The organism is Pedobacter sp. KBW06 (assembly GCF_003852525.1).
Lineage (GTDB): Bacteria > Bacteroidota > Bacteroidia > Sphingobacteriales > Sphingobacteriaceae > Pedobacter.
In genome coordinates this window covers 637,761-664,685 of record NZ_QAJL01000003.1, presented here as the reverse complement: position 1 = coordinate 664,685, position 26,925 = coordinate 637,761, and the positions used below count along the sequence as shown (strand labels likewise).

The following is a 26,925-nucleotide window of genomic DNA, read 5'->3' as shown; positions in this document are numbered from 1 at the left end:
TTGGGGTGATTGGTCTACTAAAAATAAATTTATATAATTTTATCTGTAAAAATGGTATAGATAAATCGATAAAAAATTTCTGAATAAACAGCGTTCCAATTGGGAATGTGGGAAGGGGAGGGCCGGCTGAGCGGAGAAAATTAACGTATCGAAGCATTGGAAACATGCTTCGATACATAATAATTGATGACCTTGATGAGGTCTATAAGTAGAATCTTAGGCCTCAGTAACGACCGTACTAGATTTTATTTTTAAGTTCTTGAATTGGTATTCAGAAATGATGTGTTTCTTTTCACTGATCTGAGTGAATTCGAATTGTTCTTCTTCCTGCAGGGAAAGGTAGGCTTCTTTGGCTTTAAGGTAAGCACAACGGTATAATTCTCCTCCATTTTGGAGTTTTCCGCTCTTTTCATGCTGATAAGCCGCTTTATATTCGCTCAGCTTGTCCTGAAACATACGTTCTACTCTTCCTAAGGTTGCGGTTTTTGCACTGAATAATAATTCCCAGTCATCATAACCACCATCTCTTGCTGTGGTTAAATTTAAGGTTAGTGTTTTACTTTTTCCTTCATTGGAAGAACCAATTTTTATTAAACCACCTCTTCTTGATCCGGAGATATAGATATAGCCTGGTTTTAGCTCTCTCAGGGCAGCAGCAATTTTAGTCGTATCGCATTGTGGACAAAAGCCTCCGATAGTTTTTAAGGTATGCGTGTCATTTTCGCTGCATGCAGCAGTGTTACAGGCGATCACCTTGTCCGCCTCAGTCATACTTTTCTGTAGATCTTCTGTGATATCTCCCCCCTCGGCATCGAACAATAGTTCTGATGAGATCTTGTGTTTCTTTAGAAAGGTTTCCTGTTCCTTTGTTAATAGGTGCTTAATTGTCATTTCCAAAATTAGGCATATTTATTGGTTTTAAATTGATTTAGCTGAATCGGGTTTTATTTGGACAATTAATTGTTCTTTTGTGTTTTTATTCTCTTTTTTTAATACCTGCTGTAGTTTTGGCTTTATAATGTTGCGCTTTGGGTAATGTGGATGTGGCCTGAGTTTTTTCCGCTGTTCTTTTCAAATAGCATAACAGATTTGTTATAAAATAATTTGACCTGGTATTGTTTATGTAAAATAATGTGGCAATATTTGAGAGTAAAGCAAAAAACAAATCAATACATATGGCTATTAACTTACAAAAAGGGCAGAGGGAGAATTTAAATGCCCCAAAATTTACTGTTGGACTTGGATGGGATACGAATAGTTCAAACGGACATGATTTCGATTTGGATGCTTCAGTTTTTATGCTTGGTGAAGATAAAAGGCTGGTTTCGGACGGACACTTTATCTTTTATAACAATTTGAATTCTCCGGATGGCGCGGTAGAACATACCGGCGATAACCTTACCGGTGAAGGAGATGGTGATGATGAGAGCATTAAAGTTGACCTTACTAAAACAGATCCGAAGGTTTCGGAGCTTTGTATTGTCGTGACGATACACGAAGCACATGCCCGCAAACAGAATTTTGGACAGGTGAAAAATTCATTTGTCCGCATCATTGACCACAATGGTGTAGAACTGATGAAGTATGAGCTGGAAGAAGATTTCTCTATTGAGACGGCTGTAGAGTTTGGCCGGATTTACCGCAGAAACGGAGAATGGAAATTTGAAGCAGTAGGCGTGGGCATGAATGGTGGATTACAGGATTATCTGAATAAATACCAGTAATTAGACTGGAAATATAGAAAAAGGCTGTCCGTTTTTTGGAGTATACTTCATTTTCGGACAGCCTTTTTGTTAAACCTTTAGTCCGCCGAACATGCTAAATAAGATGATCGAAAGGACAATAACTGTAATCAACACATAAAGTTTATCTTTTTCCAATACAAAGGCCAGCAGTGAAAACCCGATCCTCAAAATGGGGGTTGCAATCAGGATGACAACACCAAGTTGTATGATCTCTTTGGCACTTCCCTCTCCGAGGCCTTTTAATATCCCGGTTAAACTGGTATAACCTGCAGGCTCCCCATTAAAAACGGTATAATGGGGAATTCCCGATCCGTGCTGATATAAATACCAGATCCCGCCAATAATTGCTACTATTCCTGAAATCAGGACACCATATCGCAAAACCTGACCGATAAGTTGCTGCATGTCGTAATCGGTCACTTTATTAATCTTTTCTATCTTCATTGTATTAAAATTTATGATGAATACCGTTATAAATCATATTGATGGCGATCAGGGTGATTGCGCTGCAAAAGATGATTTTCAGCCATTTTACATTAATTCTCATGAGCAGTTTAGAACCGGTAAAAGCACCTGCAAGTACGCCGATGATCACCGGAAAGGCGATGCCTGGGTCGATATATCCTCTTTGAAGATAGACTACGGCACTGGCTGCAGCAGTGACACCTACCATAAAATTACTGGTGGTGGTACTTACCCGAAAGGGTACCCGCATGGCGCTGTCCATCGCAAGGACTTTGAGTGCACCAGAACCAATTCCCAATAAACCGGAAAGAACCCCTGCTACAGTCATGATGGAAAATCCGCCTGCAACATTCTTTAGTTTATATTCAATGATACCCTCCTTTGTCGGATAGCTGCTGTTTAATTTCAATGCATAGGAGAGCTTACTGCCTTCTGTCAGGGCGGTCTCATGTTTCTTTCGCAGGGTCATGGCCGCAGAAAAAATAAGCATTACCCCAAACAGGATGGCTACAATATTTACAGGCGTATAAATCGCCAGGATGGCGCCAATGACTGCACCAGAGGTCGTGGCAATTTCGAGGAACATTCCAAGTCTGATATTGGTGATGCCTTCTTTTACATAGGCACTGGCTGAACCTGAAGAAGTCGCTATAGAAGCCACCAGTGCGGCACCAATTGCATAACGGATATCCACATGGAAGCCTAGTGTTAACAGAGGAATGATCACCACACCTCCGCCCAGACCCGTTAATGAACCAGCAAGGCCTGCAAGATAAGCACCCAGTAAAAGGATGAGGGTAAAGAATAAAATATTCATAATGTTAATAGTTATTGTCTAAAATGGTTAGGACCAGCTGTTCTGCAAGCTGATGGTTCTTTTGTGCAATGGCTGCAGCCAGTGATTCATGTAAATGCTGACTGCCGGCAAAATTTTTGATGTCTTCTGCATCCCGAAGGGAGAAGAAGTTGCGCATCACCGTGCTGAAATTCTCATACAGATCAGAAAGGACATGATTACCGGATGATTTTGCGATGCTGATGTGGAAAGCAATGTCTGCTTCTGCGCACTTCTTTTGCTGATTGCCCTCAATGGCTTTCTTGCGCTGTTGTAAATGTTCCTGCATCATAAGGATATCTTCATCACTTCGATGCTGACAAGCTAGCCTGACGATTTCCTTCTCCAGCAAGGAACGCACGCTGTTGATCTCTTCGAAATCAGCCCGTTTTAAACGTTGGGAAAGTGTTTCATCCTTAATTTTCGAGGCAACAAAAGTCCCCGAACCCTGCTGTACCTTTAGAATTCCGGAAATGGCCAGTGTTTTTATGGCTTCACGGATACTGGAACGTCCCACGCCGTAAAATGCCATGAGCTCCGGTTCTGCGGGGATTTTTTCTCCCTTTTTCAATTTCCCCGAAGCGATATCTTTCTGGATTCCGATGATGACTTTATCGGAAAGTTTTAGTGTTGTTTTCATATTTAAACATCAGATGTTTCAAAGGTAGGTGTTAATCCTTAAACATCTGATGTTTGTGCTGATTTTATGACATTTTTTTAGTGTTTCTTTATTTCATTGATGGAAAGATGATCACATAGATCGCCCATGACTGGTATAACTAATGACATTTGTGTAATGTGAATTAGAGATACCTTTGATTAAATATGCGTATTTTGAAGATGTAAGAAGTAAGCTAAAACGGTTGCCTCAGTTCTTCTTCTCTGACTACACGGGTCCTCTTTCTCATTTTTCCTTTGATCATCTTATCATGTGTTTCGGAAATCTGATCCTCATCAAGGTACCTGATTTCGTAGTATTCTACCAGTCTGAGTTTATGATTGATCCATTTGTATTTTTCAGAACCCCAGTTTCCGGCACCATTGCGCCAGGCGGCGGAAATGGTTTTGCTTTTTACATCAATGGCAGGTTGTGATAAATCAGATAGTTTTTGATGATAATCAAAATGTTTTGTTTTGGGATTATACAGGTAGTAGTTATTGCCATAGTTTGGGCCGGCGCCTCCCGAATGTGAGTAGATTTGTAAATCAGGATAACCATCGAAATTGACGTCTACAGGATGAATGATCTGAGTCGTATCGTTTACCAGACCAGGTTCTTTAATCACCTGGATCAATTTGTTGTTTTTATAGATCTTTATCCCTAAAATAGGAACTGAGGCATCAGGAAAGGATTGGTCTTCCGGATAGGAACTATATTTTATCCGCAGCTGCAGGCCGTTTATGGTTTGAAGTTTTCGCTTTCCGATCCATAAATCATCAATGTAGATCCTTCCCGGAGTTACCTGGCCATCAATTGAAATGTGCTCCCCCTCGTACCATTCGTCGGTTTCCTTTGTAACGGCAATGAAATCACCTGCATAGAGCTGTTTAAACTGATCGCTTCCGGTAGCTCCGTTATAAAATTTAACATCAACCGGAAAGTATAAGAAAGACTGATATGCTTTTGCTGCTTTCAGTTTAAAAGTGCTAAAAGCTTGTTTGTAGCTCAGGTATTTTTTTGCGGTCCTGTAACCAAAATCCCCTAAAGGGTAGCTGTAATAAGTACCCGAATCGACCTTTACAGAATCAGATACCAGCTCAAATTTCTTTGATTTGAGTATAAACAGGTTTTTATCTGAGTAAAAATTGCTGTCACTTAGCTGATACCTGTAGCTGTCTGCTGAAGAGTAATTGTCAAATGCCTGATTCCATATAAAACCATTGTTGAAAAATGGCCTGGCAGGATTCCAGTAGTTTCTTTGTTTTCCAATATAGAGCTCCATGCCTACATATCTTCTGACCAGGGAGTCACTGTAGGTGATGTGGAAATTATCCGGGGAATGTTGATTCAGCCAAACCATCTGGATCGGGTAATATTCCTTATTGTTCGGGTCGTTCTTGTTGATGACCACTACATATCTGACACCAATGGCGCTGTCTAAGAGTGGCTTGTACTGGTAATTGTAAAAGGTGCTGATGTTTAAATCCGGATTGGTGTTTTGTTGAGCATAAGGCCGAAAATAAGTATTTATAAAAGCGCTGTCTGTGTGGTGCTCAACCTTATAAATTCCGGTTTTTACCTGCGCGCGCACGAAAGAGCTGATGAAGAGTAAGGGGAGTAGCGATAAACTGATTTTAACAATGAAAGTAGGGAAGGACGATTTAAGCAGAAGCATAGAAAGGGTACAGTATCAAATTTGAAACTGCAAAGATCATCATAATAGAAGAATTACGGGCATCCCGTCAATTAGTTCTTTTTGTCTTTCTCTTTCTGGTCCTTCTTAGGTGCAATCCCTCTGTCGACATTTAAGGTATAAGCCGATTCCGAAGCGTCGAAAGCCTGTTTCAATATTTCCGTATCGGGCTGTTCATGTCCTTCAGGAAGGTCGAAGTTTTCATCGAAACCATTGGAATGAATATCTTTTTGGCTTTGCTGATCATCTGATTCTGAGTTTACAGCATCATCTAGAGGTACATTGTCTTCCGGATTTATGGGCGTAGTCATGTTTTTTGCTTTAAGTATATAAGGATAACAAATTATCGCGCTGCTTGTTTCAGAAATAAAGAGGATGCTGTGCTGTCTATTCAGATTCAGGCCAATGGAATACGAGCAGGAAACCATCCGGATCCCTGACATATAATGCTTTAAATCCATAAGAGGTTGTCGATGGCTCCTGTACATCAACCCCATTTGACGACAGATAAGTGTATACCTTATCGAGCTCTTTGCAGCCAAAATAGATCGACATGTCATGGCGGTCAAGCCAGGCATTTGCGGTAATTGGTTTCGGACAGCTCTTTTCCCCTCTGGGCTCTAACATGAGTTCAATTCCGTTTAGCCGAAGTAAAGCCCATTGGAAATCATCTTTTCGCTCTGATTTATCATCAGTTTGTACCAGATCAAAACCCAGTAAATCGCGGTAAAAGCGAACCGATGCAGGCATATTAAAAACAGACAATAAAGGGGCCGATCCCTGAAGGTTAATCGGTTTGGCTGAGTTGTTCGTATTTGACATAGTAATTCTCCTTATATCTTAACCATCTTGGTGAGCATAAGTTAGTTGAATATTTATAAATTACGAAACAGTAATGAGAATTTCAGTTAATACCTGTCTGTGACATTGCTGTAAGGGAATATTCCTACTTTAGGCTCCCGACAGGAATACGATAAAACGAGAAGAATCATGAGAATTAAGGAACTACATCTGCTGACGAATAATTTACAAAATACAGCTCAATTTTATACTCAGGTACTTGGCGCTGCCATAAAAACAGAAAATGAGCAGGAACTTTCTCTCTTACTGGGCGAAACGCTGATTTCTTTTCAAAATTCCCCGGAAGAAAATCCGGTTTACCACCTTGCTTTTGATATTCCAGGCAATAAACTGGAAGAAGCCTTTCATTGGCTGAAACAAAGAACAACGATCTTACCGGTAACTGCGGAGACTGAATTTTCGGACTTCCAGCTATGGAATGCAAAGTCATTTTATTTTTATGACAATAACGGAAATCTTCTGGAACTGATTTGTCGCTATGACCTTGACAATGATTCTGATCTTATTTTTGATGGTTCTTCCATTCTATATGTCAGTGAAATTGGTTTGGTTTCTGACGATGTTCCTTTTTTAGCGGAAACCCTGATGAGCAAATATGGGTTGGAGGTTTATTCAAAACAACCTGCTCAGGATAATTTTACCGCATTGGGAGATGAAGAGGGCTTGTTAATCATTGTAAATGCCGATAGAAATTGGTTTCCTACGGAAAAGAAAGCCAAATCATTCCCCACTAAAATTGTTTTCAATATCGGAACCGGTGAGGATCAGGAGCTCAGGATCTCTTAGGGCTTAAAGGCCTTCGTGGTCCAGCGGGAGTGCGACATAAAAAGTGGTTCCGATGCCCAGCTGGCTTTCAAACCAGATCTTTCCGCCCTGGGCATGGGTATATTCCTTACATAGGAAGAGTCCAAGTCCGATGCCTTTTTCATTGGCAGTGCCATAAGTAGACTGGGCTTTAAGAGAGAAAATTTCCGCTTTGTTTTCTTTGGCAATCCCATTCCCGTTGTCCTGAACTTTAATCAGGCAATGCTGGTCTGATTTGCTGACACTAAGTTGAATGAGCCCCTCTTCGGGTGTGAATTTAATCGCATTTCCGATAATGTTCCGGACAATCAGCTGAAGCATGTGGACGTCTGACATGACGGCCAGCAAAGGGTCAATCTGGTGAGTCAGCTTGATTTTCTTCTCTTTTGATGCTGCTTTCTGAATGCTGATTACCGGTGCAAGCACTTCGCTTAAGTTATTGATTTCCAGGTTTACCTTTCCGTCGTTGAGCTGAGCCTTAGACCAGGAAAGCATATTGTCCAGCATTTCCTGAGTGCTGCTTACCGCATTGGTCAGCTTCTTTTCCATCATTTCTTTTTCTTCTTCAGAAAGGACATCCATTCTGAACAATTCCATATAGCTTTGAATAGAAGCCAATGGAGAACGCAGGTCATGTGAAATGATCGAGAAGAATTTTGTTTTTTCATGGTTCATCCTTTCCAGCATCTGTGCTTTTGCTTCAGCGGATCTTTTTTCCTTGTAATAAGCGGTCTTCAGATAATAAAGGCCCACAAATATGACCATGATGTTGATGATATAGGTAGAGGCCATGTCAATAAACATGGCGGCATCATTTGTATAGGTACTCTGGATATCCTGTGGGTTTTTATATTCAAAAAAGAGCAATCCAAGACCGGTACCTAAAGAAAGGACAGACCATAACCAATATTGTTTCCTGGGAGAAATGATCATAATCATGAAAAAGGCCAGGGTGAAAGATAGCAGTGAAGGCCCCCTGACTCCGGCATTGAAGAAATAATTGGTGCCCAACATCAACAATACCATGACCGAAGAAATGATAACACTGAATTTGAGCTGCTTCCTGAAACGGGCCAGGTAATAAGTGATACAGAAACTAAGGAATAAGAGGGTAAATATCGCTGCTGCTACTTTTAACCCGGTATAATAGCTGAAAGGAACGTTATAGCCGACGATGATAATGGCGATGACACAGATCGAATTGAAGACCTGATTCTCCAGTTTGAATTGTCCCGGGGCGCCAATGAGAAAGTAGATCGCTCTTTTTAAAAGGATAAGGAAAGGAGGGGTGCCTTCTGTTGGTAGCATGGCGTAAAAATACGGAAAGTATTGTAGAAAAGAATTCAGCTAAGAGTTAATGATGGAGAAATGAACACTCATCTGATATAAATGGTATGAGTCTTGTACCATGAAGCCCAGAAGATATGGAAGAAAAAAATGTACCCTTAGTTGAACACTTAAGCGCATACGAGACCGTACCTGGAATGTTTCTCGTTCTTTCAGAACGGCTCATGATCCTGACGGCCAGTGACGCTTATTTAAAAGCAAGGGGCTTGAGCAGGGCCGAAATTACCGGACAATTCGTCTTTGACGTTTTTCCACCTGATCCTGCAATTCCCTATGAATTGGGCTTCGCAGGCTCCTTTCAGGAAGTGCTCAGTACAGGGAAACCGCATCAGTTGCCGCTAATACGACAGGAATTACCCGATCAGGGAAATAAAACCCATATGAAACAACGGTATTGGGATGTGACCCATACCCCTTTCCTTAATGAGGAAGGAGAAGTTCAATATATTGTTCAGCATTGCTTTGATGTCACAGATCTGGTTCAGGCGAAAAAAGGAGTGGAGCAACGCGAAAAAGAGCGCTGGGCAAGTGAAACACACCTTGGTTTTCTTTTGAATGCCATGCCTCAACAGGTTTGGACAGCCACAGCGGATGGGGTGATCAATTACGTGAATCAGGTCTGTTGTTTCGATTTTGGTAAAAATGCGGAAGAGCTTAAAACACTTGGATGGGAAAGCTTTGTGCATCCGGAAGACCTTCCAGGCTGTTTGAATGCCTGGAAAAAAGCATTACAGACCCAGCTGGAATATATGGTGGAATTCCGGTTGCTGATGTGGGACGGCCAATATAAATGGTTTCTGGGGAAAGCCATCCCGCTGATCGAAGAAGGGAAACTGAGGTTGTGGATGGGGACCAATACCAATATTGACCATCAAAAAAGCAATGAACAGAAAAAAGATGAGTTTCTGTCTATTGCCAGTCATGAACTTAAAACGCCTCTAACTACCATTAAGGCATTTAACCAGCTCATGAAGCGGACCAACGACATCGATAAATTACATGGTTTCGTTGAAAAGTCTGCCAGTAACATCTTCCGCCTGGAAAAACTCATTAGCGACCTGCTGGACGTGACCAAAATCAATGCCGGTAAAATGAGCTATACGATAAAAGAATTTGACTTCGGACAAATGCTGCAGGAAAGTGTGGAAAGCGTACAGTATACCTCCCCGAATCATGAATTGATATTAGCGGAAACAGAAAATGTGATTTATAACGGTGATCGCTTCAGAATTGAGCAGGTCCTGAATAATTTCCTGACCAATGCTGTTAAATATTCTCCGGGAGGAGGGAAGGTACTGATCAAGAGCAAAGTTCAATTGGACAATATCATTGTTTCTGTGCAGGATTTTGGAATCGGGATTGCGAGCAATGACCTTCAGCGATTATTTGAGCGGTACTATAGGGTAGATAATTCTGCTTTAAGGTTTGAGGGGCTTGGTCTGGGGCTGTTTATTTCTTCAGAGATCCTGAAAGGACATCAAGGCAGTTTTTGGCTCGAGAGTAAACCGGGAGAGGGTTCCACCTTTTATTTCAGACTTCCGCTCTCCAATACATCATCCTTACAGCCGATTATTGAAAAACACCTTTTTTATAAGGACGACAGCATAACGGTTTCCTATAACAAACAACATCGCCGGCTGGATGTAGACTGGACTGGTTTTCAGAGTTTTGAATCCGTGCAGCGGGGAGGAATGCTGCTGTTGGAAATGTTGAGGGAAAATCAATGCAATAAGATCCTGAATGATAACCGGAATGTTTTAGGTACCTGGTCTGAAGCTTCCGAATGGGCGGGCGAAGTCTGGTTTCCTATGATTGAAAAAGCAGGACTTGAATATTTTGCATGGATCTATTCGCCGAGTGTATTTAGTCAGCTTTCTGCCAAAAAAAGTGTAGACATTGCCGTAGGGAATGTCGTTACACAGTTTTTTACAGATATCAGTTTTGCCGAAGACTGGCTCAATAACAAGTAGTTTATTCTCCGGCCAGCGATGGACTTTGAACAGAAACGTGCTTCCTGGTGTAGGAAGCCAGCCAGATCAAGGCGGCAAGTGCATAAACACAAAGTACAATGATTGACGAATTGCTGACCGAATTTCCAGGTCCTTTGGCAATGATGAATAAAGAAAGGATGGACAATCCGATTCCCCCACCCAGAAAATAAGAGGTAGAGGCCAGACTGGAAGCCAGACCATAATGCTTTGCCGGAATTCCCTGTACCGAAATTACCGATAAACTGGTATAACAAATGGTCATCCCAAGTCCCGAAACGCAGGCCGCAGAGCACAATAGTAAAATCAGGTTATGGTTCATCAATACGGAACCAAGGAGGAAGCCTGCTCCACCCACCATCAGCGTCATTCCAAAAACTCCCGTTTGCCATACATTTAACCTTTTCATCACTGATGGTAAAGCAAATTTGGCAAAGAGTGCAGATAAGAGGCTAAATGGAACGAGTGTCACCCCGGCTTTGGCTGCGGTAAAATGCATGTCTTTTTGTATCAATAACGACAGGATGAACATATATCCTGTAAAGTAAGCGCCAAGAAGCAGGAATACACCAATGCCGGTAACCGTAGCTTTAGAGCGGAAAAGAGACATGTCTATTAAAGGTTCTTTTTGTACTTTTAAGCGGTGCAGGATAATCTTTGTGCCGACAATTACGGCTATAGCCAGCGCAATCAGCATCCCGTAATGCTCACGGATTGCACCAAGCTCATGAACACCATAGCTCAGCATTAATAACACAATCACCAATAAGAAACCGGAAATAAGGTCGGGTTTTGATTTGGATTCCTTTGCCGGATCAGCCGACAAATAATACCAGGCGAGGATGATGATGGCAGTTAAAACGGGCACGTTAATGAAAAATATCCAGTGCCATCCCCAAAAAGTAGTGATAATTCCGCCGAGCGCGAGCCCGCTTCCTGATCCAATGGCCGCAAATGAACTGAATATTCCGATGGCTTTTGCGCGTTCACGGGGTTCGGTAAAAGTATGGGTAACGATAGAAAATGCGGAAGGCATGATTAAAGCCGCACCGATTCCCTGGGCGGCCCGGAAAAAGGCCAGCAGCTCAAAAGAGGGAGATAACCCCGCCCCTAAAGAAGTGAGCATAAATAATACCGAGCCGGCAATAAAGATGTTCTTTTTGCCGATAAGGTCAGAAAGTTTTCCTCCAATGATTAGAAAACCTCCATATAATAGTACATAGAGCGTTTGTAACCATTGTACCTTATCGCTGCTTAAGCCATAATCCGATTGTATAGATGGAATCGCCAGGTTGACAATCGCAATGTCAAGGGCTTCTACAAATATACCAACAGAGGCAATGGCGAGGATGAGGTTCTTTCTTTGAATCATATAGTATAATTTTCTTGCAAAGGTAAGCCCAGTGAAACAGAGTAAAAATAAGTTCTGATTATTTAGAACAAATGATCATTATTTGTTATTTTCACAGAACAAACGTAATTTTTGATCTTAAATATGACACTGCAAACAGAACAAGTCGGACAAGCACCTATTGTATTAGACGATAAAGATTATGAAATCCTCAGGCTGCTCCAGGAAAATTCCAAGTTAACCATTCGTGAAATTGCCTCAAAAGTGCATCTGAGCCCAACACCAACGCATGAACGGATCAAACGACTCGAAAGGGAAGGAGTAATCAGAAAATATGTCGCATTGCTCGATAACCGGAAAATCAATAAGGGAATTACCGTTATTGTACAGATCTCTCTGAAAGAACACAATAAAAGGGCTGCTCAGGAATTTATTGATGCGGTACTGGATTTTAAAGAAGTTACCGAGTGTTATAACATTTCCGGAGATTTTGATTTTATGCTCAAAATTGTGGTCGAAAGCATGGGGAGCTTCCACTATTTCTCTGTAAATAAATTGAGTGAAATCTCGGGAATTGCGCAGACCAAAAGCATTTTCGTGATGGATACGATCAAAGAAACACCTTTATTGCTTTAAATTGTACTGATGAGCAGGGCAGGAGGCTCCGGAAACAGGATCGCCATGCCGTGGTTCAGGAAAGGGCAGTCTGGAAAGGGGCCGTAAAATGACATTCCAAAGGTAATAAATGCGCCAAACTCCTTGGGATTACAAGCTATGGGTGATAATTTTGCTTCATTACAAATCCTATAGAAATGTTAAATTTTGAATTTAAAAACCCAACCAAAATCATTTTTGGAAAAGGTGAAATAGAAAAGATAAGCAGAGAGATTCCAACCGGAGCTAAAGTAATGATGCTTTATGGAGGTGGGAGTATTAAAACCAACGGTGTATATGATCAGGTGATCCACGCATTAAAAGCCTTTGAGGTTGTTGAGTTTGCCGGAATTCCGGCGAATCCGGAATATGAGGTATTGATGCAGGCCTTAAAAGTGATTAAGGAAGAAAAGATTACCTATATGCTGGCTGTTGGTGGTGGATCTGTAATAGATGGGGTAAAATTCCTTTCTGCTGCGGCTGTATACCAGGGAGCACATCCATGGGATATCTTAACAAAAAGCATCAGAACTGAAGTTGGATTGCCTTTCGGTTCGGTACTGACCTTGCCTGCAACAGGTTCAGAAATGAATTCCGGTGCCGTAATTACCCGTGCAGAAACACAGGAAAAGCTGGCCATGGGCGGACCTGGTTTATTCCCTGAGTTCTCTATCCTTGATCCTGAGGTGGTAAAATCCATTCCGAAACGTCAACTGGTAAATGGTGTTACCGATGCTTTTACCCATGTATTGGAACAATATATGACTTATCCTGCAGGAGCACATTTGCAGGATCGTTTTTCAGAAAGTATCCTGCAGACGCTGATAGAAGTAGGCCCTAAAGTAATAGAAAACCCTGCCGACTATGAAGCTGCTGCGAATTTTATGTGGAGCTGCACAATGGCGCTGAATGGTTTGATCCAAAAAGGAGTGCCTACGGACTGGGCAGTGCATGCCATGGGACATGAGTTGACTGCTTTATTTGGCATCGACCATGCGAGAACACTGGCGATCATTGCGCCAAGCCATTACCGTTATAACTTCGAAGCGAAGAAAGAGAAGCTGGCACAGTATGGACAGCGTGTATGGGGGATTCAGGAAGGTACTGTAGAGGAGATTGCAACAATTGCCATCGCAAAAACTGAAGATTTTTTCCATGCGATGGAAATCAAAACAACACTTGGAGAGTATACGGATGATTATGAAGGAACGGCAGAGAAAATTTCCAAACGCTTCACCGAAAGAGGCTGGTTGGGATTGGGTGAGCATAAAACGCTTTCTCCTTCAGACGTAGAGAAAATCGTAGCAATGAGCTATTAATATATCCTGTTAAATAGGGGCCCCGGTTCCCGATCTTAATTTTAGGATCCGGAACCGGGGCTTTTTTGTGCCCATGCTATTCCGGGGCTTATCTGTACTTCGGATGCCGGAATCCGAAATAATTCTGGATATTTGCCGGAGCAAGCCTTTTAATTTATCAATATGGAGCTGTTATTAGTTGAAGATGATCTTCGTGTTTCAGAACTCGTTAAAAGAGGGCTGGAGGAGCAGGGCTACCTGGTTACACTGGCTTACGATGGATTGATGGGAAAGAAATTAATGACCTCCAACCGTTACGATCTGATCATTACGGATATTGTACTTCCCCGGATGAATGGAATTGAGCTGTGTAAAGAAATCAGAATGATCTGGCCGGAAATTCCGGTCATCATGCTCACTGCCCTCGGTACTACAGATGACAAGATTGATGGTTTTGATGCTGGTGCAGATGACTATCTGGTGAAACCTTTCGACTTTCGGGAGCTTCACGCAAGGATAAAAGCCCTGCTGAACCGTTCCTTAAGTACTTCACATGCTCCGGTAGCGAAGGTATTAAAATATGCAGACCTGGAAATGAACCTGCAAACCAACGTGGTGAGCAGGATGGGAATGGAAATCAGCCTTACTCCTAAAGAATTTAAGCTCCTGGAGTACATGTTGCGGAATAAAGAGCGGATTCTGACACGCGCAGAGATCGCAGACAAAGTATGGGATACCCATTTTGATACGGGAACCAATTTCATAGACGTTTATATGAACTATCTTAGAAAGAAAATTGATAAGAACTTTGATCATAAACTAATTCATACCAAAACCGGAATGGGCTTTATTTTCAAAGAAAGCTGATCCTGAAAAATACAAAGCCTTGAAAATCCGCTACAAACTCAGCCTTTTATTTACCCTGCTTTTTGCGGTGATCATCTCCGGATTTGCCTTTTTTATCTATTTCTCCTCGGCAGAGAACAGGGAGGAGGAATACTATAAGCGCCTGAGACAACTGGCGGTTACTAAAACCAATCTTTTGCTGGACGCTAAAGTAGAGCCGGGTGTTTTACAAACGATCTATAAAAATTCTCCGGGCTCTTTGTTCCAGGAGGAAGTGGCGGTTTATGATACAGATTTTCAGCTGTTGTACCATGATGCGGTAAATATTGACAAGATCAAAGAAACCAGGGCGATGATTGCCGAGATTGTCAGCAAGGGAGAGATTCAGTTTAACCAGGGAGAACTTCAGGCAGTCGGTTTTTTATATCGGTATAAAGGAGCGGATTATGTCATCACTGCTGCTGCAAAAGACGAATATGGGTTGATAAAGCTGGGGAACCTTCGTTTTATCCTGATTTTATCGGCGATTGGAAGCATCGTTCTAACGGTTTTTGCGGGCTACTTTTTTGCCAAACATGCCCTGAAGCCCGTAGCGGACATGGTCGATGAAGTGGAGGAGATTACGGCTAAAAACCTTGACCTGAGGCTCAAAGTTGAGAACAGTAAAGACGAAGTCGGAGAGCTGGCCATCACCTTTAACCGGATGCTCGACAGAATTGAGAACTCCTTTGATGCCCAGAAAGAATTTGTCTCCCATATCTCTCATGAACTGAGAACACCATTGGCCACCGTAATTGCAGAACTGGAAATCTCTCAGAATAAAGAACGAAGTACAGTTGAATACCAAAAAGCGATTGAACTGGCCTTAACGGATGCCCGTAAACTGGCCCGCTTAAGTACAAGTTTGCTGAATCTGGCGAATGCGAGCTATGACCAGGCAGAGATCAGCTTTAAGGAAATCCGTCTGGATGAAGTGCTGCTGGATGCAAGAACGGAAGTGATGCACAACCAGGCGGGATACCAGGTGAACATCATCTTTGATCAGGAAGCGGAAGACGATGATTTTATCTCGATTCAGGGGAATGAGCACCTGTTAAAGCTTGCCTTTATCAACCTGATGGAGAACAATTGCAAGTTTTCTGAAAACCAGGAATCTGTGGTCTCTATTTCCTACTACAAAGAAAAAACGATCCTGCGTTTTTCGGACCAGGGGATCGGTATTGCCGAAAAAGACATACAAAACCTCTTTAAACCCTTTTACAGAGGGAATAACAAAGAGTATGCGGAAGGGAATGGCATCGGCCTTGCCCTGACCAAAAAGATTGTTGACCTCCATAACGGAGAAATTCTGCTGACCTCCAAAGAGCATGAAGGAACTACTTTTATCCTGATCCTAAACCACGTTTAGTAAAATCCTGCCCTTTTCTAATGACTTTCTAATGTCTTTCTAATGGTCCCCTAACGGCGATCCGGCAGGGCCTGCCTTACTTTTGCATCACAATAAAAAAACAAACCATATGGATAAGCCTCCGTGTCATAAGCCATTATTTTTTCACCTTCCCTCCTCAGAATAGTGCTTTGTTGCTGTCCCTGAGTTGGGGCAACAACAAAAGCCATGTTAACTACATTAGACTTCACAACGCGCCTTTTACTGGCGCTTACTTTGGGCGCCGGAATCGGCATAGAACGCCAATGGCGTCAGCGTATCGCAGGTTTACGGACCAATACGCTGGTGTCTCTGGGTGCTGCAATCTTCATTACGCTTGCCGTAAAAATCGGAGGCGATGCCAGTGGCCGGGTTGCTTCTTATATCGTTAGCGGCATCGGGTTTCTGGGTGCCGGTGTCATCATGAAAGATGGGACAAATGTCCGCGGACTCAATACCGCGGCTACACTCTGGTGTTCTGCAGCAATCGGCGCATTGTGTGGAATGGGCTTTATTTCGGAAGCAGCCATCGGTGCCGCTTTTATCGTGATGGCACATCTGATGTTACGCCCGTTGGGTCTGAAGCTGGGTAAAATCTCCATTTTTCATAAAAGCGAATCGTCGGATACGGAATACCTGATCTCAATCAAGTGCAAAGAAACGGTAGAAAATCACATTCGTGTCCTCTTGCTGCAACACCTGGGGAACCATGATAAATTAATGCTGAGGGCATTGACCAGCAGCGATAATGGAGATCCCGCAAATGCGATCATCACTGCTGAGATCATTGCGGCCGGCAATCAGGACGAGCTGATGGAGAAAATGGTGAGCAGGCTGACGATCGAGAGCGAGGTGATGAGGGTGAGCTGGGAATTAACAGGACAACAATCAGAGTTATGAAAACACTAAAAACGAACCATCAGAAAGCGGTCTCAGGCTTCGATGATGTAGCAGTAACCAAATTGAGAAATGCTTCAAGGGGAGACCAGGACTTCTTTTATGCCATGCTGAGCAGCAATAAAGAAGGACTGGGACCATCCCAGATTGCAGAAAAGAGAAAAATGTTTGGATTAAATGAAATTCAGCATGAAAAAGCACCGGCCTGGTATGTTCAGTTATTTCAAGCCTTTCTAAACCCTTTTATTGCCGTGTTGATGATCTTGGCTGTCATTTCATTTATAATGGATGTATGGTTGGTTAAAACGCCTGAGCGGGATTATAAAACGGTGATAGTGGTAGGCCTGATGGTGGTGCTAAGTTCATTATTGCGTTTCTGGCAGGAATACAGCAGTAACCGCGCGGCAGAACAATTGAAAAGTATGGTGAAAACCACGGTCAATGTACTCCGTAAAATAGGGGGCAGGAAGGAGATCGATATCAAAAATATCGTTCCGGGAGATGTGATCTTTTTAAGTGCAGGGGATATGATCCCGGCGGATATCCGCATCATCACGTCAAAAGACCTTTTTGTGAGTCAGGCGATGCTGACCGGGGAATCTCTTCCTCTGGAAAAGAACGGGGAACTGATCCCGGATGCCGATCATAAATCTCCTTTGGAATTGGATAACATCTGCTTTATGGGAACCAATGTGCTGAGTGGAACGGCAACGGCTATCGTCGTGACAACCGGCAATCTGACCTATTTCGGTTCTATCGGAAAAGCAATTACCGGAAAACGTGCGGAAACAAGCTTTGATAAAGGGGTCAACAAAGTGAGCTGGCTGCTGATCCGATTTATGCTGGTGATGGTGCCGCTTATTTTTCTCCTGAACGGATTAACCAAGGGCGACTGGTTTGAGGCCCTATTGTTTGGAATTGCTGTTGCTGTAGGCCTCACCCCGGAAATGCTGCCTATGATTGTGACGGCAAATCTGGCCAAAGGGGCCAAGAACATGAGCAAACGCAAAGTTATTGTGAAACGGCTGAATGCCATTCAGAATATCGGGGCGATGGATGTGCTCTGTACGGATAAAACAGGAACGCTGACGATGGATAAGATCATCCTGGAAAGGCACTTGAACGTATTTGGTGAAGAAGATGATGAGGTACTGAAATGGGCCTATTTCAATAGTTTCCATCAAACCGGATTGAAAAACCTGCTTGATCTGGCTGTTTTGGAGCATGTAGAGCTTCATGACTACCTGAAGGTGGAAGAGGATTATGTGAAGGTGGACGAGATTCCGTTTGACTTTCAGCGGAGACGTATGAGCGTGATCCTGGAACAGAAAAACGGAAAACAGCTGCTGATCTGTAAAGGAGCGGTGGAAGAAATGCTGGACCTCTGTTCGCATGCTTTCGATCCGGGAGAAGACCGCCGGCTTCACATCGAAAAAGATGGCATTGTTCCTATGGATGAAACCATGAGGAATACTGTGCTCCGCATTTCCCGTAAACTCAATGCAGATGGACTGAGGGTACTGCTGGTTGCGATAAAGGAACATGAAGGACGCCCGGCGAACTATACGGTAGGGGATGAGCAAAAGATGATCCTAACCGGGTTTATCGGCTTTCTTGATCCTGCAAAGCCCTCTGCTAAACCTGCAATTGAAGGGTTACAGAAACTGGGCGTCAGCGTAAAAGTCCTGACCGGTGATAATGATATTGTAACGAGGAAAATCTGCAGGGATGTAGGAATTCCCTTTCAGCAGGTCTTACTGGGCAATGAACTGGAACAGATGAGTGATGAGGAACTTTCTGCCCGGCTTGCGGAGACCAGTATTTTTGCCAAGCTCAGCCCCATTCAGAAATCAAGAATTGTGAAATTGCTGCAGTTGAAAGGTCATACCGTTGGCTTTATGGGGGATGGGATCAATGATGCTGCTGCGCTAAGAGATGCAGATGTGGGCATTTCAGTCGATACGGCTGTGGATATTGCCAAGGAAAGTGCCGATATCATTTTGCTGGAAAAGGACCTGATGGTACTCCGTAAAGGGGTGATCTATGGGCGCAGAACCTTTGGAAACATCATCAAATACATCAAAATGACTGCCAGCAGCAATTTTGGAAACATGTTCAGTATGCTGGGGGCCAGTGCATTTCTTCCCTTTTTACCCATGTTGCCAATCCACCTGTTAATTCAGAACCTGCTGTATGACATCTCACAGATTTCTATCCCCTGGGACAGAATGGATGAAGACTTTCTAGAAAAACCTCAAAAATGGGATGCAGCGGGGATCAGCCGGTTTATGATGTATATCGGGCCGATCAGCTCCATCTTCGACTATGCCACATTTGCAGTGCTGTTCTTTGTTTTTAAAGCCAATGCCCCGGAACACCAGACGCTGTTCCAGACCGGCTGGTTTGTGGAAGGACTGTTGTCGCAAACGCTGATTGTGCACATGATCCGGACCAGGAAAATTCCTTTTATTCAAAGCTGGGCAACAACTCCGGTAGTCGCATTAACGACCTTAATTATGCTGGTCGGAATCGCAATTCCTTTTAGTCCTTTTGCCGGAATATTGAAGCTCCAAGCCTTGCCGCTTACCTATTTTCCATGGCTCATCGGCATCCTGACTGGCTATTGTTTGCTAACTCAATATGTGAAATCTTTGTTCATTAAAAAGTTTAGTCAATGGCTGTAAGTATTTGAATAAAAATCATTTAAAAATTGTAAAAATAGAGAGTTTAGTCCTTGTAAACATCGGACTATGAGATTTTGCGCTGGAAATTCTCTCTTTCAAACGTAAAAAACAACACCAATGAAACAGATTTTACTGACCGGCAGTTTCTTACTGCTCATGGCTTCCTGTGCCCAAAAAAAAGACAAAGAACAAGCTGTAAATTATCAGCTCTCAGGCGATACGGTGCTCATCGCAGCGAACTCAAACCTGCAGCATAAACTAAAACTGGATACGGTTGCAGAAACTGCCTACCGTATGACACTCAGTAGTGCAGGAACAGTAAAGGCCATTCCAAACTTCTTTGCAGACATCGCAGCACCGTTCTCCGGAAGGGTGGTCAAAGTGTTTCTGAAACTTGGAATGAAGGTCGATCCCGGAACTCCGCTTTTTGAAATGGTATCCGCTGAATTTATAGAAACCCAGAAGAATTATTTCGCTGCAAAGTCCGAATTAAAGAAGGCATTGTTGAATTTAAAACGTCAGCGGGACCTCAAAAAAAATGAAGTGGGTTCAGTTAAAGATCTGGAAGAGGCAGAAGCTTCTTATGAGCTGATTTTAAAGGAGTATGAAAATGTTAGGGCTGCCCTCAGGATCTACCAGACTGACCCGGATAAACTGGTTCTGGGACAGCCATTGATCATTCGTTCTCCCATCAAAGGAGAGGTCATTCAAAATGACCTGGTGACGGGACATTACCTGAAAAGCGACGAGGCTCCTCATGCAAAAATCGCAGAACTGAACAAAGTCTGGATTGCCGGACAGGTGAAAGAAAAGGACATCCGCTTTATACATCAGGGCGACGAAACGACGATCGCGGTAGCGGCTTATCCGGGACGCAAAATCAAGGGCAGGGTCTATCGTGTCGAAGATTTAATCGACGAAGAGACAAGGAGCGTGAAGGTGCTGATCGAATGTGAAAATAAGGATTATGCCCTTAAACCGGGGATGTACGTAACAGTCAGTTTCAAGGATAGTCCTCAAAATACGGCTGCGGTGCCTGTTTCGTCTGTTTTCCAGATGAACGATAACAGTTTTGTGTTCCTGCAGACTGCTCCGGGGAAATTTGTGCGCCGGAAAGTCGAAACAGCCGCTGTTGATCAGGGGGAAATGATGATCACGTCCGGGCTTAAACCGGGAGAAACAATCGTCACTGAAGGTGGTTTTTACCTGCTTGAAGCAAAGTAAAAGCCGAATTAATACAAGTCATAACCATTAAGCGACAAATATATTCTGATGAAACCATCATGATCTTACAGATCACATAACGAAATGAATATTAAGATCATGATCGCTTCATTACCATTGAAAAACAAATATATTCTGATGAAAAATATTGTACTTACCGCCATACAAAAGCGCTGGCTGATGCTGGCCCTATTCCTCCTCCTGGGGGTCTTTGGTTATTATTCATGGACAAAGCTTGCAGTGGAAGCTTATCCTGATATTGCCGATGTGACCTCCCAGGTTGTTACCCAGGTTCCCGGTCTGGCCGCGGAAGAGGTAGAACAACAAATCACCATTCCTGTGGAAAGAGCGTTGAACGGAATGCCTGGGATGCACGTGATGCGAAGCAAAAGTACTTTTGGACTGTCTATCATCACCATTGTGTTTAACGACGGCACAGACGATTATTTTGCGCGTACGCGCATTCAGGAACGGCTTACGGAGGTGCAGCTTCCCTATGGTGCAGCGCCTGGTCTGGACCCGCTGACTTCGCCAACGGGCGAAATTTACCGCTATGTGATTGAAAGCAAGGGGCATGACCTCCGGGAACTGACTGACCTTCAAAACTGGCTGATCATCCCCAGGATCAAGCAGGTTTCGGGCGTAGCCGATGTGACCAATTTTGGGGGCATTACCACTCAGTATCAGATCGAACTCGATCCTGCAAAGCTGGAGCAATACCAGTTGAATATTAGCGATGTTGAAGAAACGATTGCCAAAAACAATGCAAATGTGGGGGGAAGCATCCTGAACAGAGGCGAGCAGGGTTACGTGGTTCGTGGAATCGGGCTGCTGAGGAACCTGGAAGACATTGGCCGCATTGTGGTCAGGTCCCAAAAGGGAGTTCCCATTCTGCTGAGCGATCTCGGGGAATTGAAATATGGAAAACTGGAACGTAAAGGTGTCCTGGGCTATACCGATCGCAGTCGTGATTATAGTGAAAGTATCCAGGGGATCGTATTGCTTCTGAAAGGAGAAAATCCTTCAGATGTTCTTGCAGGAATCAATAAATCCGTAGATGAACTCAACAATGGCCTGCTTCCTGAAGGCGTAAAGATCCATACCTTTCTGGACCGTACAGATCTGGTAGACACAACGCTAAAGACAGTATCCCATACCCTGATCGAAGGAATGGCACTGGTGATCATTGTTCTGATCGTCTTTCTGGGCAGCTGGAGAGGTGCATTACTGGTGGCAATTACCATTCCCATTTCATTGCTCATTGCTTTTATCCTGATGAAACTGACCAATATTCCAGCGAATTTGCTTTCTCTGGGGGCGATAGATTTTGGAATCATCGTGGATGGAGCCATCGTGATGATGGAAACAATTCTCAAGAAAAGAGAGGATCATCCGGAGGAGGTGCTGGAAGAGCAGTCTATTGCCAATCGTGCTTTTAGCGTTGCAAAACCGATCTTCTTTGCCACCTTGATTATCATCACCGCCTACCTGCCTTTATTTGCTTTTGAACGGGTAGAAAAGAAGCTGTTTACACCAATGGCGTTTACAGTTGGCTATGCTTTATTTGGTGCGCTGGCCGTTGCATTGTTGTTGATTCCGGGCCTCGCATACCTGACTTACCGCAAGCCTAAAAAGTTGTATCACAACAAATGGCTGGAGAAACTGAGCCTTGCTTATTACAGCAGGACCAGCAAAATCATGGCGCGGCCGGGCAGGGTTTTTCTGCCTTTGGCATTTGTGCTTGTATCGGGTCTTGTTTTAAGTGTTACTGTAGGAAAAGATTTCTTGCCTCCTCTTGATGAGGGGTCTATATGGTTGCAGGTTCAGCTTCCTCCGGGGATCACGGTGGAGAAATCCAGGGAGATGAGCGATACGCTTCGTCATCGGACGATGAAACATAAGGAGGTGACCTATATGATGATTCAGGCCGGGAGAAACGACGATGGAACCGATCCTTTTACCGCGGCCCACTTTGAATGCTCCATCGGAATTTTGCCTTATAGCCAATGGCCGCGGGGGAAAACCAAAGCAGACCTGATCGCTGAATTGTCGAAAGAATATGAAAGCATGCCCGGCTATACTGTGGGTTTTGCACAGCCGATGATTGATGGGGTGATGGATAAGATTTCAGGGGCACATAGTGAGCTGGTCGTAAAGGTTTATGGTGATGACTTTAAGGAAAGCAGGAGAATCGCAGAGGACATCCGGCGAACGCTGAAAACCGTTAAAGGAGCGGTAGACATTGCGATTGACCAGGAACCACCATTGCCGCAATTGCAGATTCGGGCAGACCGGGAGAAAATCGCTCAGTATGGTTTAAATGTAGCCGATGTAGGAAACCTGATCGAGGTTGCAATAGGTGGAAAAGCAATTTCTCAGGTATTCATGGGCAATAAGGTGTATGAGCTGACCTGCCGCTATAAAGAAGACAGCAGGGATAGTCCTGAGAAAATCGGGAACCTCATGCTGACAAACAATGAGGGGGCTAAAATCCCTTTGTCGCAGGTCGCAGACATCGGGCTGAGTACCGGAGAGAGTACGATCACGAGAGAGACGAACCGGAGGCATCTCACGGTAAAGCTTAACATGAGGGGTACGGACCTATCTTCTTTACTTAAAGAGGCTAAAGCGAAAATTGAAAAGAACATTACGTACGGCCATCAGAAGTACAGCATCCAGTGGGGCGGACAGTTTGAAAACCAGAATCGTGCCTATTCCAGGTTGCTGGTAATTGTTCCCCTGGCGCTGGCGATCATGTTTTTACTGCTTTATGTCGCCTTCGGCAAGTTTAATCAGGCGGCACTGATCCTGACCATTGTTCCTCTCGCTTTGTTTGGCGGAATGCTGGCTTTAAACCTCAGGGGGATGACGCTCAATGTCTCTTCTGCCGTTGGCTTTATTGCGCTTTTTGGCGTGGCGATACAGAATGGGGTCATCATGCTTTCGCATATCAATAGCTTGCGAAAGCAGGGGATGGCGTTGAAAAACGCGGTAATTGAAGGTGCAAAACATCGTTTCCGGCCGGTATTGATGACGGCTACGGTAGCCGTTCTTGGCTTGTTGCCAGCCTCATTGGCTACAGGGATCGGTTCAGATGTACAACGGCCCCTGGCTACCGTCATCGTTTATGGTTTACTTTTCTCTACGGCCATTACTTTGTATGCCCTTCCAGCACTTTATTACCTGTTGGAGCGTAGGGCTGAAGCGGATGCTGCAACTGGTAAAATCCAATTATTAACTACTAATTCCAACACCGATGAACTTACTTAATGAATATAAAAAAGGTTTTTTAATCCTGTTGCTGCTAATTTTTGGCCACAGTGTCCATGCTCAGGTGGATACCGGTTTTTATCAGCTTAAACTCTCTTTTCCGGCTTATTTGAAAATGGTTGGGCAGAATAACCTGGGTTATGCTGCCGAAAAATTTAAAGTGAGCATTGCGGAGGCGGATGCCTTGAGTGCAAGGGTTTTTCCTGATCCTGAGTTGAGCTTTGGAGCAGGAGATCATGGGCAACGGCGTATGAAAATGGGATACGAAATCAGTTCTGGCCTGAGCTATACGCTGGAAATGGGTGGTAAACGAAAGGCCAGGATTAACCTGGCCAACAGGGAAGCGGAGCTGGCTCAGCTTTTACTAGACGATTATTTCCGAAACCTAAGGGCTGACGCAACCCTGGCTTACCTGAATGCGGTAAAGGAAAAGGCATTGCTGCGGCTAAAAATGAATTCTTATGCCATGATGAAAAAACTGAGCAGCTCGGACAGCATTCGATTAAAACTGGGCGCGATATCAGGGGTTGATGCCAGGCAATCCAGACTGGAGGCCGCATCACAGCTGAACGAAGTTTTTCAGCAGGAGGCAGATTGGAAAGCAGCTTTGGCGAGCCTGAACATGTGGAGCGGATCAAAACAACAGGATACCTTTTACGCACCTGATGTTGACCTGAAAAAGCTCGAAAGGATTTTCAACCTGCAAGAGCTGATCCTGAATGCTCAGAATCGCCGTACGGACCTGCTGGCTGCATTAAAAAGCACTGAGGTGTCTAAATGGGCACTTAAACTGGCTAAAGCCAGCAGAACGCTTGATTTGGGCTTGTCTCTTGGTGTCGCTTCAAATTCAGTGGTGGCCAATGCCGTGGCACCAACACCTTCTTCAACAAATGTCACGATAGGGTTCAGCATTCCTTTGAAGTTTTCCAACCAGAATCCCGGGGCATTGAGGGCTGCCAAGTATGGCGTTCAGCAGAACGAAGTCTTATACCAGCAAACCGAACTGCAGATTCAGACAGAGGTGACACAGGCTTATTATAATTACCTGGCGAGCCGAAAGCAGGTCGAACAGTTTTCAGGAGGAATGCTGGAGGATGCACAGAAAGTATTGGATGGCAAGGTGTACAGCTATAAACGGGGAGAAACTTCACTTCTGGAAGTGCTCAATGCCCAGCGAACATTTAATGAGGTTCAGCAGAGTTATCTGGAGACATGGAACGCCTGTGGAAATACATTGCTGGAACTGGAAAGGGCCGCAGGGATTTGGGATATCGAATTTTAAATGGGATTAACGGTAAAAAAATAAGAAATGAAAAAGATAAGTATGGTGGTATTGCTGGGCTTGTTCCTGGCCAATGCAGGAATCGCTCAGACAGCATTAAGGCGAGCAGAGTCAGACCTCGAAGTCCTGACAGAAAATAAAGAGTCAACAGAACCGGGCAAATTAAGTTTTGGCCTGAAAGCCGGGTATTCCCGTTTTACAATTGCCGGGGCAGGAGTAAAGGAGTTTTCAGGCGGAGAGCAGCCCAGCTCTTTGGCCGGGTATTATCTGGGGTTGGAACTGTGCACAAAATTAAGCCGGCATTGGGGTTTTAAACATGAGCTTTCCATCCTTCAAAAAGGTGCCGTGCTAAAGAGGGAGGAAGAAGGTTATCCGGCTTTCGACAGCAAATATAAAAACGCATACCTTGATATTGCCCCTTTCAGCCTGACTTTTCAGCTGGAAGGATTACAGCTTTTTTTAGGTCCTTATGCCGGAGTGTTATTATCGTCCTCCATTCAGCGAAAAAATGAATCAGGGGAGATTTATACCGATAAAAGCATTTTTGGTGATGCAAAACAGACTGGTAATTATACGCAAAAACTGGATGCAGGATTGCTAGCCGGGCTGGGTTACGAGTTTAAAAATGGCATTAACATACAGGCTAAATATACTCAGGGGCTTGCTCCTTTAATTGAGCATACCGAGAGAAATGAAGGTCAATGGAAGATTTATAACCGGGGCTTTTCAGTTAGCCTTGGTTACACACTTTTCGGAAAAAGGTAAGCTTGACCTTCCAGATTACCTGATTTTGCATCATGAAAACATTTTCGTTGCGCAGAATCAGGTGATTTTTGTTCATTTCTTCAGTCGGCTTTTTTTGACCACAGTCCGGCGCTTTGTTTTTACAAAAGCAATGGTTACCCCGGCCAGTACAGCGATGACCTCATTGGTGTAGTCTGTAGCAAGAATTAACCTTTCTGCAAATTCAGATGAGGCCTTGATTCTTTCCTTTTCCGCCCCTTTTTTAAAGCCTTTGATGTAATAAGGATCTTTCTCTTCTTTGAAAAATGTGCTTGCTGGTTCCATAACTTGATTAAATGGTATTTCTAAATTCCTTAACTGCACCAATACCCTCAGCTGATTCACTCTGATCATCTTATCATATGACTGGCTTGAACAGGAGGATTCGGCCTTATAAAATCTTTTACATGTCTAATATTTGCAAATAATTTTACTTTAACAATATTATGTTAAAAATAAGTATGATTTTTAATGTTTTATTTGATCCCTACATAGCATTATCTTTGGAGCCATGTTTCATATCTTCTTACATTTTCTGGTACCCGCGATTGTTGCTGTTGTTTTTTATAGGAAAACCCTGCTGAAAGCATGGTTGATTATGATGGCTACCATGGCGGTAGACCTGGATCATCTACTGGCGGTGCCGATATATGATCCTAACCGGTGCAGCATTGGCTTTCATCCGTTGCATTCTTATTACGCAATAGGAGTATATGTGATTTTGTTGTTCTTTCCCAAGACCAGGTTAGTTGGAATAGGGCTGGTAATCCATATGATTCTGGATTACATAGATTGCTTTATGTAATAAGCT

Annotated in this window: 24 protein-coding genes; 14 read left to right on the top strand and 10 right to left on the bottom strand. The window is 43.6% G+C overall.

The window, feature by feature from the left end; all coding sequences use genetic code 11:
• Nucleotides 1-216: 216 nt before the first annotated feature.
• Complete coding sequence (locus DBR43_RS17635; protein WP_124583141.1) at nt 217-891, bottom strand: hypothetical protein; 675 nt, start codon at nt 889-891, stop codon at nt 217-219.
• A gap of 284 nt (nt 892-1,175) precedes the next feature.
• On the opposite strand from DBR43_RS17635, the gene DBR43_RS17630 reads away from it, so the two are divergent.
• Nucleotides 1,176-1,724, top strand: a complete 549-nt coding sequence (locus tag DBR43_RS17630) for a TerD family protein (RefSeq protein WP_124583139.1) — start codon at nt 1,176-1,178, stop codon at nt 1,722-1,724.
• A 69-nt stretch (nt 1,725-1,793) separates the two neighbouring features.
• On the opposite strand, the gene DBR43_RS17625 is transcribed toward DBR43_RS17630, so the two are convergent.
• The 6 genes from DBR43_RS17625 to DBR43_RS17600 form a co-directional block, all read right to left on the bottom strand.
• Nucleotides 1,794-2,189: a DUF1634 domain-containing protein gene (locus DBR43_RS17625; protein WP_124583137.1), complete on the bottom strand. Its 396-nt coding sequence runs from the start codon at nt 2,187-2,189 to the stop codon at nt 1,794-1,796.
• A 4-nt stretch (nt 2,190-2,193) separates the two neighbouring features.
• Nucleotides 2,194-3,027, bottom strand: a complete 834-nt coding sequence (locus DBR43_RS17620; protein ID WP_124583135.1) for a sulfite exporter TauE/SafE family protein — start codon at nt 3,025-3,027, stop codon at nt 2,194-2,196.
• Nucleotides 3,028-3,031: 4 nt separating this feature from the next.
• A complete protein-coding gene (locus DBR43_RS17615; protein WP_124583133.1) occupies nt 3,032-3,685 on the bottom strand; it encodes a FadR/GntR family transcriptional regulator in 654 nt (217 codons plus the stop codon).
• 214 nt (nt 3,686-3,899) lie between these two features.
• Complete coding sequence (locus tag DBR43_RS17610; RefSeq protein WP_124583131.1) at nt 3,900-5,381, bottom strand: XAC2610-related protein; 1,482 nt, start codon at nt 5,379-5,381, stop codon at nt 3,900-3,902.
• Nucleotides 5,382-5,452: 71 nt separating this feature from the next.
• The gene (locus tag DBR43_RS17605) at nt 5,453-5,710 is read right to left on the bottom strand and encodes a hypothetical protein (protein ID WP_124583129.1); all 258 of its coding nucleotides are present in this window, start codon (nt 5,708-5,710) and stop codon (nt 5,453-5,455) included.
• A 76-nt stretch (nt 5,711-5,786) separates the two neighbouring features.
• Complete coding sequence (locus tag DBR43_RS17600) at nt 5,787-6,221, bottom strand: VOC family protein (RefSeq protein ID WP_124583127.1); 435 nt, start codon at nt 6,219-6,221, stop codon at nt 5,787-5,789.
• Between the two features lie 168 nt (nt 6,222-6,389).
• On the opposite strand from DBR43_RS17600, the gene DBR43_RS17595 reads away from it, so the two are divergent.
• A complete protein-coding gene (locus tag DBR43_RS17595) occupies nt 6,390-7,046 on the top strand; it encodes a VOC family protein (RefSeq protein WP_124583125.1) in 657 nt (218 codons plus the stop codon).
• Nucleotides 7,047-7,049: 3 nt separating this feature from the next.
• Here the strand turns inward: DBR43_RS17595 and DBR43_RS17590 are convergent, their stop codons facing one another.
• Nucleotides 7,050-8,372 (bottom strand): sensor histidine kinase, encoded by a 1,323-nt coding sequence (locus tag DBR43_RS17590; protein ID WP_124583123.1) that lies wholly within the window; start codon nt 8,370-8,372, stop codon nt 7,050-7,052.
• Between the two features lie 116 nt (nt 8,373-8,488).
• Here DBR43_RS17590 and DBR43_RS17585 point away from each other — a divergent pair, with 116 nt between their 5' ends.
• Nucleotides 8,489-10,381, top strand: a complete 1,893-nt coding sequence (locus DBR43_RS17585; protein ID WP_124583121.1) for a PAS domain-containing sensor histidine kinase — start codon at nt 8,489-8,491, stop codon at nt 10,379-10,381.
• Between the two features lies 1 nt (nt 10,382).
• Here the strand turns inward: DBR43_RS17585 and DBR43_RS17580 are convergent, their stop codons facing one another.
• Entirely contained in the window at nt 10,383-11,771 is a 1,389-nt protein-coding gene (locus DBR43_RS17580; RefSeq protein ID WP_124583119.1) for an MFS transporter, read from the bottom strand.
• A gap of 123 nt (nt 11,772-11,894) precedes the next feature.
• Here DBR43_RS17580 and DBR43_RS17575 point away from each other — a divergent pair, with 123 nt between their 5' ends.
• From DBR43_RS17575 to DBR43_RS17530, 10 genes are all read left to right on the top strand, one after another.
• Nucleotides 11,895-12,386, top strand: coding sequence for an Lrp/AsnC family transcriptional regulator (locus DBR43_RS17575; RefSeq protein ID WP_124583117.1), 492 nt, complete (start codon nt 11,895-11,897; stop codon nt 12,384-12,386).
• 176 nt (nt 12,387-12,562) lie between these two features.
• Nucleotides 12,563-13,723: an iron-containing alcohol dehydrogenase gene (locus DBR43_RS17570; RefSeq protein ID WP_124583115.1), complete on the top strand. Its 1,161-nt coding sequence runs from the start codon at nt 12,563-12,565 to the stop codon at nt 13,721-13,723.
• Between the two features lie 162 nt (nt 13,724-13,885).
• The gene (locus DBR43_RS17565) at nt 13,886-14,569 is read left to right on the top strand and encodes a response regulator transcription factor (protein WP_124583113.1); all 684 of its coding nucleotides are present in this window, start codon (nt 13,886-13,888) and stop codon (nt 14,567-14,569) included.
• Between the two features lie 19 nt (nt 14,570-14,588).
• On the top strand, nt 14,589-15,956 hold the full coding sequence (locus tag DBR43_RS17560) for an ATP-binding protein (RefSeq protein WP_124583111.1): 1,368 nt from the start codon (nt 14,589-14,591) through the stop codon (nt 15,954-15,956).
• Between the two features lie 207 nt (nt 15,957-16,163).
• Nucleotides 16,164-16,874 (top strand): MgtC/SapB family protein, encoded by a 711-nt coding sequence (locus tag DBR43_RS17555; RefSeq protein ID WP_124583109.1) that lies wholly within the window; start codon nt 16,164-16,166, stop codon nt 16,872-16,874.
• On the top strand, nt 16,871-19,555 hold the full coding sequence (gene mgtA, locus DBR43_RS17550; RefSeq protein WP_124583106.1) for a magnesium-translocating P-type ATPase: 2,685 nt from the start codon (nt 16,871-16,873) through the stop codon (nt 19,553-19,555). The genes DBR43_RS17555 and mgtA overlap by 4 nt, the downstream gene beginning before the upstream one ends.
• 117 nt (nt 19,556-19,672) lie before the next feature.
• Nucleotides 19,673-20,779, top strand: coding sequence for an efflux RND transporter periplasmic adaptor subunit (locus tag DBR43_RS17545; RefSeq protein WP_124583104.1), 1,107 nt, complete (start codon nt 19,673-19,675; stop codon nt 20,777-20,779).
• Nucleotides 20,780-20,863: 84 nt separating this feature from the next.
• Complete coding sequence (locus tag DBR43_RS17540; protein WP_233603027.1) at nt 20,864-24,049, top strand: efflux RND transporter permease subunit; 3,186 nt, start codon at nt 20,864-20,866, stop codon at nt 24,047-24,049.
• Nucleotides 24,036-25,331, top strand: coding sequence for a TolC family protein (locus DBR43_RS17535; protein ID WP_124583102.1), 1,296 nt, complete (start codon nt 24,036-24,038; stop codon nt 25,329-25,331). Before DBR43_RS17540 ends, DBR43_RS17535 begins: the two co-directional genes overlap by 14 nt.
• Before the next feature lie 27 nt (nt 25,332-25,358).
• A complete protein-coding gene (locus DBR43_RS17530) occupies nt 25,359-26,096 on the top strand; it encodes a porin family protein (protein ID WP_124583100.1) in 738 nt (245 codons plus the stop codon).
• A gap of 72 nt (nt 26,097-26,168) precedes the next feature.
• Here DBR43_RS17530 and DBR43_RS17525 read toward each other — a convergent pair whose 3' ends face one another.
• Complete coding sequence (locus tag DBR43_RS17525; protein WP_124583098.1) at nt 26,169-26,399, bottom strand: hypothetical protein; 231 nt, start codon at nt 26,397-26,399, stop codon at nt 26,169-26,171.
• 226 nt (nt 26,400-26,625) lie between these two features.
• Between DBR43_RS17525 and DBR43_RS17520 the strand changes: the two genes are divergently transcribed.
• Nucleotides 26,626-26,919 (top strand): DUF6122 family protein, encoded by a 294-nt coding sequence (locus tag DBR43_RS17520; RefSeq protein ID WP_124583096.1) that lies wholly within the window; start codon nt 26,626-26,628, stop codon nt 26,917-26,919.
• The last annotated feature ends 6 nt before the right edge of the window (nt 26,920-26,925 follow it).